Raw genomic sequence first — 12,824 nt, forward strand, 5'->3', positions numbered from 1 at the left:
GCCCTCAGGAGTTCGCGGATGTAGGTCTGGACGCCGCTGCCTCCGGGACGAAGTGCAAGCGCACCGTACGTGATTCGTGTTGTGCCGTCGCGCATCCAGCAGCTCCCAACAGTAACCAGAAGTAGAAGTCGAGCGGGAAGATCTCGAAGTAGGTGGCGACCAGGCAGGCCACCATCGCCGCGACCATGGACGCACTGACACCCAGGACGAGGGCTCCATCCGGGTCGGGCATCCGGCGCGAGTACTGCACGCACCAGATGATCGCGGTCACGATCAGGGCCAGGAACAACCACAACCCGATCGGCCCGAGTTCGATGAGCAGCTTCACGTAGTAGTTGTCCGGCTGGTAGTTCTTCGACAACTGCTGCACGGTACCGCCGGCGCCGGCGGTGATCGTCCGCGTCGTGTCGCCCTGGGCTGCCGACATCGCGTCGGCCGCCGATCCGCTCGACGCCAGGCCGGTCCCGAGCGGGTGCACCCAGATGCTCGCGAAGATCTCACCCCACCCGGAGCCGCGCTGACTCAGGCTGCTCGACGAGAAGAACACCTTGGTGATGTTCGACGGCAGGAACGGCAGCGAGATGACGGCGACGACCCCGACTGCGAGCAGCGGGGCGATGAGGCGGCGGAAGCGAAGGGCCGCTAGCCAGATCACACCGACGATGAGGCCGAGGATCGCCGCCCGCACCACCGACGTGGACATCGTTATCGCCATGACCGGCCAGTAGACGAGGAACAACCGGTTGCGCCGGCGGGCGGTGTCCGACAGCGCCACTGCTCCGCCGACGAGCAGGGCCAGCATGACGAAGAGTCCGAAACCGAAAGGCTGATTGAACGTGCTGAACGTCCGGAACAGCGGACCGCTCGTCCGCACCTGCTCGCCGAAGGTGTAGCCGAGTTCGACCAGCCGCGCCGGACCCAGGAGCTGCTGGCCGATGCCCACGAGGGTGGTGAGCACCCCGAGCGCCATGATGATCGAGACCAGTCGGTCGCGGTCGAGCGCGTCGAACGGCGTCAGCCAGAGCGCGAGGACCACGAAGAGGTAGAAGAAGGTGACCTTGACGCCGTACAGCCCGATGGGGCCGTAGACGTAGAGCGCCGACACGACCCCGAACGCGACCAGCACGGCCGCGGCCGGCCACCACGGCAGCTGCAACGGCGGGTCCGTCCGGTCGGCGGGCCGGACCCGGCGATTGGCCGCGCAGATCAGCGTGAGCGCGAGGACGCCCTCCTTCCACGCCGAGGCGACGCCGGGCAACGGGGCGATGTCGAGGAGACCGTCGAGGGGGGTGAGCGCGGCCAAGACCAGGAGACCGCGTTGCGGACGCCGGTAGATGACGGCGACGAAGGCGACCGCGAGGACGAGGGCGACGAGTGCAGCGACCACGACCGGGAGGTGCGCCACGCCGACCTGCCTTTCCACGTGCCCCCGTGGTCTGTTCGAGCCCCCAGACCAACCATGGTGGCATCTCCGGGCTCCGTTTGTCCGGGGCAACACGGACACATGTCGCCCCGGACACGCCGGGAGGCCGCCGGCCGCAGGTCAGTGACCCGAGATGCGACGTGCCCGTCGCGGGCGGGTTCGGTCGGGCCCGGATTCGGTTGTGAGAAGGCGTGGTTGCGGGCGCGGGGGATCCAGGAGTTGCGGCATCCCCTTCACCGGCTGGTGCATCGGGAGCAGGGTGTAGCCGTCTTCCCACGGGAGGTGGCCGTGGTCGTCGGGCCAGACCACCTGCAGTTTCGGGTGGTCGGGGAACAACAGGTTCGCCAGGAGCAGCTCGTCGTGGTCGAGTTGCTCGATGAGTCGGACGGTCACGGCGACCGTCTGCAACGGGATGTCGGACTGCGCGGCGACGAGATCACGCCAGTCCTCCTGGTGGAGTAGGGCGCCCAGTTCGTTCAGCACGTGTGTCGCGGTCAGGGGATCGACGCCGTAGATCGAGAGCTCCGGGATCGAGTGCAGCGAGAGTCCGGAGGTGTAGGAGAACCCGCACTCGGTTCGAGCATCTGCAGGCGGTGCGTCGAACTCGGCGTCCGCCTCGCCGACCGAGGTCACCTGCCAGCCGCAGCGCCGGATGGTCTCGATGGTGGAACGGATGAGCGGATTGGGATGCCACCGGGGCAGACCTCGGATCGCGGCAGCGTGGTCTGACATGGATCGCTCCTTTGTTCGACGGGTGCGAACATCAGAACACGAGGCCCCGACAATTCTCCCGACGCCGCAGCCGAGGAGGTGGGCGTCAGGTGTTCGCCGTGCGTCGGATGCCGAACACGGTGAACAGGGCCGCGCACGTGGCGAAGACGACCAGCAGCACGAGCCCGATCGTGTAGCTGTGGGTGGTCGCGTCGTAGGTGGCCCCCATGACCATGGGCGGGAAGAAGCCGCCGAGCCCGCCGAGGGCACCCACGATCCCGGTGACCGAACCGACCCGCTCGGCGGGCGCGGCCTGCGCGACCCAGCTGAAGACCGACCCCGAACCGAGTCCCATGCAGACCGCCATCAGGACGAAGTCGAGACCGGCGGGTATCTCGAGGGGCGGCTTGGTGATCATCCACACGGCGAGCACGGCGGCACCGCCACAGGAGATCACGGTGATGATGCGCGGTCCGAAGCGATCGGACAGGACACCGCCGACGGGCCGGGCGATGACGGCCGCGATCGCGAAACCGGCGGTGCGCGTGCCGGCCGCCTGGAGGTCGAAGTCGTAGACGTCTTTGAGGTAGGTCGGCAGGTAGGTGCTGAAGGCGACGAAGCCGCCGAACGCCGCAGCGTAGAGAAAACCGAGCTGCCAGGTGATCGGCAGTTTGGCCGCACCGATCAGTTTGGGGACCACCGAGTCGTGGGACGCGGCCCACCTGGGTGAGTCGCGCATGAACAACCAACAGACCACGGCGACCACCGCGAGCGCGACGGCGATGATGATGTGCGTCGCGATGTATCCGAACCACGACACGAACCGGGGGGTGAAGAAGGCCGACAACGCCGTTCCGCCCATCCCGGCTCCGAAGACGCCGGTCGCGAACCCGCGCCGGGACTTGTCGTACCAGGCGTTCACGAAGGGGATGCCCACGGCGAACGTCGTCCCGCCGACGCCGAGGAAGAAGCCGGCGACGAGCAGCAACGCGTAGCTGTCGAAATGTCCGGCGGCGGCGACCAGCAGGACGAACGGAATGGTGGCGACCAGCAGAACGGTGAACATGAGGCGGCCGCCGAAGCGGTCGGTCAGTGCGCCGGTCAGGATTCGCCCGAGCGAGCCGACCAGGATCGGGATGGCGACGAGGATCGACTTCTGGGTGGCGCTCAGGTCGAGTTGGTCGGTGTAGACGACCCCGAGCGGACCGATGAGGTTCCAGGCCCAGAAGCTGATCGTGAACGCGAGTGTCGCGAGAGCGAGGTTCGTGGTCTGCGCACGCGAGCTGATGGCGGGCGTCGTGGTGTCGGTGCTCATCGATCACGGTCCTTCACTCCGACGGGCGCCCACCCCGGCCGATGGGGCTGGTTACCCGGCGCGACACGTCGGTCGCGGCTTCGGTACACGATGTAGGGACGGAAGAGGTAGTGCACCGGCGCGGTGAAGATGTGCACCAGCCGGGTGAAGGGGACCATCGCGAAGAGGAGCATCCCGATCAGGATGTGCACGTGGAAACGCAAGGGCGCCGCCGCCATCGCCGTGACGTCCGGTTGCAACACGAACAGTGAACGGAACCAGGGCGAGACGGTCTCGCGGTAGTTCACGCCGGGCGCGTGCGGGTCGAGCGTGCCGATCAGCGTGATGTAGGTGCCTGCCACCAGCGCCGTGACCAGCACCAGGTACATCGCCTTGTCGTTACGCGTGGTGGCCATGAACACCGGGCCGACGGTCCGCCTGCGGTACACCAGCATCGCGACCCCGACGAGGGTGGCGACTGCCGCCAGGATCCCGAAACCCCCGGCACCCCAGTGGTACAGCGTCTCCGAGACGCCGATGGCCTCCGTCCACGACTCCGGGATCAGCAATCCGATCGCGTGGCCGATGATCACCACGAGCACGCCGTAGTGGAAGAGCGGCGACGCTATCCGCAGGAGGCGGGACTCGTAGAGCTCGGATGACCGCGTCGTCCACCCGAACTTGTCGTAGCGATAGCGCCAGATGGTTCCACCGATGAGCAGTCCGAGCGTCGCGTAGGGCACCACGCCCCACAGGAAGATGTCCACGGGTCACCTCACGCTCGGGTCGGGTTGATCGGAAGCAGGCGGGGATCGAAGGGTTCCAGTCCCACGGTCTCCGTCGGTGCGGGTGCACACATCGCCATGGCCGTGGCCCGGTCGGGTGGGGAGGGACTGGGCAGGGTGGCGCACACCGCCGCCACCGCCCCGGCGTACGGCGACTCCGCGTCGAGCAGGGCGAACCGGATCAATTCCAGTGCTGCACGGTGCTTCTCGAGCAGCTCGACGCCGCGGCCCGGATCGGCCCGCGCGCTGAACTCGAGAACGATCGGCAGATGGTCGGGCAATTCACCGCGCAGGTCCACGAGAAATCCACTGTCGCGGTAGGCCTGCTTGAACTCGCCCAGCGACGCGCCCCGACGCCGGGTGTCGCCGTCGGACCAGTACGACAGGTAGAGCGTGTGCCGTTTCGAGAGATCGAAGAGCTCGATGTACTCGCGGCGCAGCGCTGCCGGATCGCCGTCGGCGAGGTGATCGGTGATCTGCCGCAGCAGATGTGGGGTCTGTGCGTCATCCATCTCGGCGAGGGCGGCCCGCATCAGATCGACGCGGCCGAGGACCTCGTCGTCGGGATAGCTCAGGCACCAGGACGCGATCAACCGTATGACGGTGCCCTCGTCGGTCGCCCGCGAGCGACGTGCGAACAACCGTGGTCCCCTCATCGTGCCTCCTCGTCGGGAGTCGATCCGGGTACGCGTTCGGGGAACAGGCCCGGCGGGGCCCCGTTGCCGTCCCAGTTGAGCAGGTTGGTCCGGCCCGCCATCGTGTGCTCGCCGGCCGCCGTGTCAGTGGTCTGACGCTGACGCAGCGCATGGAACGTCTCCACCGACACCGGCGCGGGACGACCGCTGGCCTCGCCGAACGGCGACGAGTCGAACATGCCGGGTCCGTCGTCGTAGTCGAGCGAACATCCCATCTCGTCCAGTTTCTCGGCCTGTTCGAGATGAGCCGTGGGGATCACGTACCGCTCTTCATATTTCGCGATCGCCATCAGGCGGTACATCTCGTACACCGCCTCCTCGGTCATCCCCACCGCGGCCGGTATTCCGGCGTCGGGTTCACGGCCCAGGGTCACGTCGCGCATGTACGAGCGCATGGCGGCCAGGCGGCGCAGCACCGTGTCGATGACGACCGTGTCACCGGCGGTGAACAATTCGGCCAGGTACTCCACCGGAATCCGAAGGGCCTCGATCGCGCCGAACAGTGTTCCCGCGCCCTCGGCGTCGTGACCCTGCTCGGCGAGCAGGTCGACGATCGGCGACAGCGGTGGGACGTACCAGACCATCGGCATCGTGCGGTATTCCGGGTGCAGCGGGAGCGCGACACGGTACTTCTTCGCCAGCGCGTAGACCGGCGATCGGCGCGCGGCCTCGAGCCAGTCGTCCGGGATGCCGTCGCGTCGAGCGGCGGCGATCACCGCCGGATCCTCGGGGTCGAGCATTAGATCGAGTTGCGCCTCATACAGATCGCGATCATCGGGGACCGAGGCGGCCGCAGTCACGGCGTCGGCGTCGTAGAGGAAGATGCCCAGGTAGCGAAGCCGGCCGACGCACGTCTCGGAACACACCGTCGGCTGCCCGACCTCGATGCGCGGGTAACACAGCGTGCATTTCTCGGCCTTGCCGGATTTGTGGTTGAAGTAGATTTTCTTGTACGGGCAGCCCGTGATGCACTGCCGCCAGCCGCGGCAGCGGTCCTGGTCGACGAGCACGATGCCGTCCTCGCTGCGTTTGTAGATCGCACCGGAGGGGCACGACGCCATGCATGACGGATTGAGGCAATGTTCGCAGATCCGCGGCAGATAGAACATGAAGGTCTGCTCAAAGCCGAACTTCACCGCGTCTTCGGACTCGCGCCGGAGCTTTTCGACGATGGGGTCGCGCTCGGCGAGTTCCGGTGCACCGCCGAGGTTGTCGTCCCAGTTCGCCGACCAGGTGACCTTGGTGTCCTTGCCGGTGAGCAGGGACTTGGGACGGGCGACCGGGAAATCGTCGCCGAGCGGGGCGTCGATGAGGGTCTGGTAGTCGTAGGTCCAGGGTTCGTAATAGTCCTCGATGGTCGGCTGGACCGGACTCGCGAACAGGGTCAACAGCTTCCGCACGCGGCCGCCGGCGCGCAGGCGCAGCCTGCCGTTGCGGTTGAGGACCCAGCCGCCCTGCCAGGTCTCCTGGTCGTCGTACCGTCGCGGATACCCCTGTCCGGGACGGGTTTCGACGTTGTTGAACCACACGTACTCGGTGCCGGACCGATTGGTCCACGCCTGCTTGCAGGTCACCGAGCAGGTGTGGCACCCGATGCACTTGTCGAGGTTCATCACCATCCCGACCTGGGCCATGACCCGCATCAGTACGTCACCTCCTGGCTGCGTTTGCGGATGGTCGAGACCATGTCGCGTTGATTGCCGGTCGGTCCGAGATAGTTGAAGGCGTAGGACAACTGGGCGTAACCGCCGATGAGGTGGGTCGGTTTCACCAGCAGCCGCGTCGGCGAGTTGTGGATGCCGCCCCGGCGGCCCGTCGCCTCCGACTTCGGGACGTCGATCGTGCGTTCCTGGGCGTGGTGGACGTAGCAGACCCCGGCCGGCATGCGATGGCTGACGATTGCACGGCACACGAAAACGCCGTTGGCGTTGGTGCATTCGATCCAGTCGTTGTCGGCGACGTCGATCGAGGCGGCGTCCTGGGGACTCAGCCAGGCGATCGGCCCGCCGCGGGAGAGCGACAACATGAACAGGTTGTCCTGGTACTCGGAGTGGATCGACCACTTCGAGTGTGGCGTCAGGTACCGCACCGTGATCTCCCGGGCGCCGTCGGGTCCGAGCTTGGGTTCGCCGAACAGGCGGTGCATGTCCAGCGGCGGCCGGTAGATCGGGAGCGACTCGCCCATGTCGATCATCCAGTCGTGGTCCAGATAGAAGTGCATCCGTCCGGTGAGCGTGTGAAACGGCTTGAGCCGCTCGATGTTCACCGTGAACGGTGCGTACCGGCGGCCGCCGGTCTCCGACCCGGACCACTCCGGCGACGTGATCACCGGCACGGGTGCCTTCTGGGTGTCGGCGAAGCGGATGCGCTTCTCCTCCGAACCGCGCGCGAGGTCGTCGAGGCGGAAGCCGACGCGTTGCTGCAGCTGTTCGAAGCCGGCCACCGCGAGTTCGCCGTTCGTGGTGCCCGACAACGTCAGGATCGCCTCGGCGAGTTTCTCGTCGGTGTCGATGGCCGGTCGTCCGTCGCCGGCGCCGCCGAGCATCACGCCGTTGGATTCGGCGAGTGTGCGTGTTTGTTCCTCGAGCGGGTAGGTCACGTTCTTGACGGTGAAGCCGAGGGTGTCCGCGAGCGGTCCGATGGACGCCAGCTTGTCCGCGATCGCGGTGTAATCCCGTTCCACCACGGTGAAGTTGGGCATGTTCCGGCCTGGCTGTCCGACAACGCCGTCGTGTCGCCAGTCCAGAATCCGGCCGTGCGGTTGTGCAACCTCGCCGGGGGTGTCGTGCTGCAGAGGGACGCTGACGAGATCGCGCCGTGTACCGAGGTGGGTGCGTGCCAGGTCCGACAGCTTGCGTGCGAGCCGGTGGAACAGGTCGAAGTCGGACTTCGCCTCCCACGGCGGGTCGATCGCCGGTGTGAACGCGTGGACGAACGGGTGCATGTCCGTCGAGGACAGGTCGTGCTTCTCGTACCAGGTCGCAGCAGGCAGGACGATGTCCGACAGCAGCGTGGTCGATGTCATCCGGAAATCCGCCGACAGCAGCAGGTCGAGCTTCCCCTCCGGAATGTCGTCGTGCCAACGGATCTCGGCAGGCCTCGGGGTCTCGGGTTTCTCGGCGCCGAGCACGTTGTGGTGGGTGCCGAGCAGGGTCCGGAGGAAGTACTCGTTGCCCTTCGCCGAGGAACCGAGCAGGTTGGATCGCCACAGCACGAGTGTCCGGGGCCAGTTCTCGGGTGCGTCGACATCGGTGATGGCGGATGTCAGTTGGCCGTTCTGCAGACGCTCTGCGACGTAGGACGCCGGATCGGCGGCGTCACCGCGATCCACGGCGGCGGTCGCCTCGTCGGCGACGTCGAGAGGGTTGGTGGAGAATTGGGGATAGAAGGGCATCCAGCCGAGCCGCGCCGACTGGGCGATGGCGTCGGCGGTGTGCTCGTGGTCCATCGTGCCGCGCGACAGCGGAGATGCGAGTGAGGATGTCGAGTACCCGTCGTTGCGCCATTGCCCGGTGTGCATGTACCAGTACGAGGTCCCGGTCATGGTCCGCGGCGGGCGCGTCCAGTCCAGCGCGTTCGCCAGCGAGATCCAGCCCGTGATCGGACGACACTTCTCCTGCCCGACGTAGTGCGCCCAACCGCCGCCGTTGCGGCCCATGCATCCGGTGAGGATGAGCAGGGACAGGATCGCCCGATAGGTCGCGTCGCCGTGGAACCACTGGCAGATCCCGGCGCCCATGATGATCATCGAGCGGCCGCCGGATTCCTCGGCGTTGGCGGCGAATTCGCGCGCGACGCGAATCGCCGCCGCGGCCGGCACGCCGGTGATCTCGGCCTGCCACGCCGGTGTGTACGGCGCCGATGTGTCGTCGTAACCGGTGGGCCACTCGCCGGGGAGCCCGTCCCGGGTGACGCCGTACTGCGCGAGCATCAGATCGAAGACGGTCGTGACGAGCCGTCCCCCGATCCGCCGCGCGGGGACACCTCGGCGGACCACGGCGCCGCTGCCGTCGGGGGCGTCGAAGACCGGGAACGCGACTTCGACGAATTCGGCCGCATCGCTCATGAGTGTCAGCGCGGGTTGCGCGCCACCGAGATCGAGATTCCATCGCCCCGCACCGGAGTCGGCGTACCGGAACCCCATCGAGCCGTTGGGCACCACCGGCTCATCGCGTGCCTCGTCCCAGCACACCGTCTTCCAGACGTCCTCGGAGGCAACATGTTCCGCGCCGGGCAACTCGTCGGCGGTCACGAACTTCCCAGGGACGAGTTTTCCGGGGACGTCGGTGCCGGTCGAGTCACCGTCCGGCCCGCCCGGTTCCTCGTCCAAGTGGATCAGGAACGGCAGGTCGGTGTAGCGGCGCACGTAGTCGTCGAAGAACCCGGTCGAGCGCCGGACGAAGAACTCGGTGAGGATGACGTGTCCCATCGCCATCGCGAGCGCCCCGTCGGTGCCGGCCTGCGCGGGCAGCCATTCGTCGGCGAACTTGGTGTTGTCGGCGTAGTCGGGGCTGACCGAGACCACCTTGGTGCCGCGGTAGCGCACCTCGGCCATCCAGTGCGCGTCCGGGGTCCGCGTCACCGGGACGTTGGAACCCCACATCATCAGGTACGTCGCGTCCCACCAGTCCCCGGACTCCGGGACGTCGGTCTGGTCGCCGAACACCTGGGGACTGGCCACCGGCAGATCGGCATACCAATCGTAGAACGAGGTCATCACCCCGCCGATCAGCTGGATGAACCGGGTGCCGACGCAGTGGCTGACCATCGACATGGCCGGGATCGGGGAGAAACCCGCGCACCGGTCCGGGCCGTGGGCCTTGATCGTGTGGACGTGCGCTGCCGCGGCCATCTCGACGGCCTCGTCCCAGGAGACGCGAACGAGCCCGCCCTTGCCCCGTGCGCGCTGGTAGGAGCGTCGGCGCAGCGGGTCTCCGACGACGTCGGCCCACGCCAGCACGGGATCGCCCAGCCGGCGCTTCGCCTCGCGGAACATCTCCACCAGCACGCCCCGGGCGTACGGGTGTCGGACCCGGGTGGGGGAGTAGGTGTACCAGGAGAAGGCCGCGCCCCGCGGGCATCCGCGGGGTTCGTACTCGGGCCGGTCCGGGCCCACCGAGGGGTAGTCGGTCTCCTGGGTCTCCCAGGTGATGATCCCGTCTTTGACGTAGACCTTCCACGAGCAGGAGCCCGTGCAGTTCACGCCGTGTGTCGAGCGCACGATCTTGTCGTGGCTCCATCGATCCCGGTAGAAGACGTCGCCCGCCCGACCGCCGTCCCGGAAGACGACACGACGATCGTCGGTCTCGTCCCATCGGGTGAAGAACCTGCCGATGTCCAACAGTGCGGTGGCTGCAGAACCCTGTACATCTTCTGACCGGGCCATGAGCGACACCATACGGAGGGTCGGCAATTGTTTCTTCCCGAATCGCAAAGTCGATCAGATATGCCGAAAACGTTTGTGGGAAATACACCCGTCGGTCATTCGGGAAACAATTCGGTCGCTTAGGTCAACGCGTGGCAACCGTCAACAGGATCGCCGAGTCCTCTTGTGCGGTCAGGCCGTGACGCGTCGACGGAATGGTCACCAGGTCGCCGGTGGCGCCCTCCCACCGGCCGGCCGGGTCGCCGTCCGCCGAGGTCAGGACGACATGCCCGCGCAGGACCTGCAGCGTGGCCTCGGTGGGACTGTCGTGATCCGACAGTGCCGCGCCCGCGACCAGTGCGATCACCGTTTGTCGAAGATGGCGAGAAGATTTGCCGTGCAACGTATGAGAGGCCCGTCGGCTCGACGCTTCGCGGGCCGAGGACAGGAGCTCGTCGACGAGCTCGGGCAGATGAGTCGAATCCACGTGTTCCACCATGACATCGCGGCGCGGCGACGAGGTGATGTTCGGCGGATCGAGGCCAGTTCGTTGTTCCGCTGTCGACCGACGCGGTGATCCTGCCGCCTGGAACAGGCCACACAATCGTTGCGAAAACACCCTGTGATGACGGGCTCGCACCCATGAGAGTCGGGCGATGAGACGATTTCGGAAAATGGTTCCGCGAAATGGTTTGAGAATCGAACTGTCGATTCCGGACAGAACCGATCGGCGCCCGTCGGATGGCTTCGGGTCCGCGCGCCGAACTGGGGTCAGCCGAGCCGCATCCGGAGCAGACGATCGTCGCCGTCGGCCGGCCGGCCGCGTCCGTCGGTGTTGCTCGTGCCGAACCACAGTGAGCCGTCGGGCGCGGCGGCCACGACGCGCAGCCGGCCGAACTCGTCGGCGTACCTGCTCACCGGCTCGCCGGCGGCCGACTCCGTGAGCGGTATCTCCCACAGCCGCCGGCCGCGGAGCGCGGCCATGTAGGCGCGGTCGCCGATGATCGCCAGCCCGGCCGGGGACGCCTCCTGCGTGGTCCAGGTGGCGGCCGGCGCGACGAATCGCGGATCATCGGAATCGCCTTCGACCTCCGGCCACCCGTAGTTGCCACCCGGTCGGATCAGATTGAGCTCGTCACGACGGTTCTGTCCGAACTCACTGGCCCACAGCCGGCCTGCGCCGTCGAAGGCCAGGCCCTCGACGTTGCGGTGCCCGTACGAGTGGACCTCGTTGCCGAACGGGTTGCCCGGCCACGGACGGCCATCCCGGTCCACCCGCAGGATCTTGCCGTTTAGTGCGCGGACGTCCTGGGCGACCTCGGGTACCGCGGCATCGCCGACCGAGACGAACAGGCTTCCGTCCGAACCGAAGGCGAGGGCGCCGCCGTGATGGTTGTAGGCCGCGTCGAGTCCGGTGATCAGCGGTCGGGGACGGGTGAGCCGGTCGCCGTCGAAGTCCAGGCGCACCAGCCGGTTGTCGGTGGCGGTCGTGTAGTAGACGAACACTGCGCTCTCGTCGCCCGGCGCCACCGCGATGCCCTGCAACCCGCCTTCGCCGCGCGGAGCGGCGTCAGCGAACTCGCCGACGGTCCGGACCTCGCCCCCAGGGGACACCCGCACGACCGTGGCGTCGTCGCGCTGGGTGACGAGGGCATCGCCGTCACCGAGGGAGGCCAGCGCCCACGGCACGTTCAGCCCGGATGCGACGGTCTCGACCGACGCGGCGTCCGCGGACGTGCCCGTCGGACCCGAGCCGGATCGATCCCGCGTCGGCGGATCGTCGGTGGCGCACCCGGTCACCAGCGACGTACCGGTGATGCCGAGCAGCCCGGCCCCGAGCAGGCCCGTTTTGAGGAGTTTGCGTCGATCCATACCCTCGATGGTGCCTGATGATCGCCACTGCCGACCGGTGCCGATTTGGGTCTACGCTGCGGATTCCCTACACTAGACCGGTTGCCTGTGCACCTCAGGTGTCCGGGACACAACTGAATAGTCTCCGGTGCCGGCGAAAAGCCAAGGGCATCGGCGGCGAGAACCTTCTCCAAACAACTATCCACTTCGTGGAAGGCCCACCGCAGGTCGCCGGGATTTTTCCGGCCACCGGCGCTGTATGGGAACCGCTACGAGAAAGGTTGACGGTCACCCATGACCATGACTGACCCGATCGCAGACTTCTTGACGCGTCTGCGTAACGCCAACTCGGCGTACCACGACGAGGTGACACTGCCCTCGTCGAAGATCAAGGTGAACATCGCCGAGATCCTCAAGCGCGAGGGCTACATCACCGACTACCGCACCGAAGACGCGGAGGTCGGGAAGAACCTCGTCGTCTCCCTGAAGTACGGCCCGAGTCGCGAGCGCTCCATCGCCGGTCTGCGCCGCGTCTCCAAGCCCGGCCTCCGGGTCTATGCAAAGTCCACCAACCTGCCCAAGGTTCTGGGCGGCCTCGGCGTGGCCATCATCTCCACGTCGTCGGGCCTGCTCACCGATCGCCAGGCAGCCAACCAGGGCGTGGGCGGCGAAGTCCTCGCCTACGTCTGGTAGGGGAGGT

At 67.2% G+C, this 12,824-nt stretch carries 10 protein-coding genes; 1 reads left to right on the forward strand and 9 read right to left on the reverse strand.

Translation table 11 applies throughout. The features are described from left to right. Positions 1 to 4 precede the first annotated feature (4 nt). The 9 genes from KB201_RS03475 to KB201_RS03515 form a co-directional block, all read right to left on the reverse strand. A complete protein-coding gene (locus KB201_RS03475) occupies positions 5 to 1,405 on the reverse strand; it encodes an O-antigen ligase (RefSeq protein ID WP_211538361.1) in 1,401 nt (466 codons plus the stop codon). A gap of 138 nt (positions 1,406 to 1,543) precedes the next feature. After that, positions 1,544 to 2,155 (reverse strand): DUF4262 domain-containing protein, encoded by a 612-nt coding sequence (locus tag KB201_RS03480; protein WP_211538362.1) that lies wholly within the window; start codon positions 2,153 to 2,155, stop codon positions 1,544 to 1,546. An 85-nt stretch (positions 2,156 to 2,240) separates the two neighbouring features. Then, a complete protein-coding gene (locus KB201_RS03485) occupies positions 2,241 to 3,449 on the reverse strand; it encodes a NarK/NasA family nitrate transporter (RefSeq protein ID WP_211538363.1) in 1,209 nt (402 codons plus the stop codon). After that, positions 3,446 to 4,195: a respiratory nitrate reductase subunit gamma gene (narI, locus tag KB201_RS03490; RefSeq protein WP_058251983.1), complete on the reverse strand. Its 750-nt coding sequence runs from the start codon at positions 4,193 to 4,195 to the stop codon at positions 3,446 to 3,448. Before narI ends, KB201_RS03485 begins: the two co-directional genes overlap by 4 nt. Before the next feature lie 8 nt (positions 4,196 to 4,203). Beyond that, entirely contained in the window at positions 4,204 to 4,869 is a 666-nt protein-coding gene (gene narJ / locus KB201_RS03495; RefSeq protein WP_165629733.1) for a nitrate reductase molybdenum cofactor assembly chaperone, read from the reverse strand. Further along, positions 4,866 to 6,551 carry a nitrate reductase subunit beta gene (gene narH, locus KB201_RS03500; protein ID WP_068969973.1) on the reverse strand — a complete coding sequence of 562 codons (1,686 nt, stop codon included), beginning with the start codon at positions 6,549 to 6,551 and terminating at the stop codon, positions 4,866 to 4,868. Before narH ends, narJ begins: the two co-directional genes overlap by 4 nt. Next, positions 6,551 to 10,294 carry a nitrate reductase subunit alpha gene (locus KB201_RS03505; protein WP_211538364.1) on the reverse strand — a complete coding sequence of 1,248 codons (3,744 nt, stop codon included), beginning with the start codon at positions 10,292 to 10,294 and terminating at the stop codon, positions 6,551 to 6,553. Before KB201_RS03505 ends, narH begins: the two co-directional genes overlap by 1 nt. Before the next feature lie 124 nt (positions 10,295 to 10,418). Next, positions 10,419 to 10,760 carry a LuxR family transcriptional regulator gene (locus KB201_RS03510; protein WP_211538365.1) on the reverse strand — a complete coding sequence of 114 codons (342 nt, stop codon included), beginning with the start codon at positions 10,758 to 10,760 and terminating at the stop codon, positions 10,419 to 10,421. Between the two features lie 284 nt (positions 10,761 to 11,044). Next, entirely contained in the window at positions 11,045 to 12,145 is a 1,101-nt protein-coding gene (locus KB201_RS03515) for a sorbosone dehydrogenase family protein (protein ID WP_211538366.1), read from the reverse strand. 273 nt (positions 12,146 to 12,418) lie between these two features. Here KB201_RS03515 and rpsH point away from each other — a divergent pair, with 273 nt between their 5' ends. After that, complete coding sequence (rpsH, locus tag KB201_RS03520; RefSeq protein WP_004023571.1) at positions 12,419 to 12,817, forward strand: 30S ribosomal protein S8; 399 nt, start codon at positions 12,419 to 12,421, stop codon at positions 12,815 to 12,817. The last annotated feature ends 7 nt before the right edge of the window (positions 12,818 to 12,824 follow it).

The sequence above is a fragment of the Gordonia sp. SCSIO 19800 genome, assembly GCF_018132775.1.
Classification (GTDB): domain Bacteria; phylum Actinomycetota; class Actinomycetes; order Mycobacteriales; family Mycobacteriaceae; genus Gordonia; species Gordonia hongkongensis.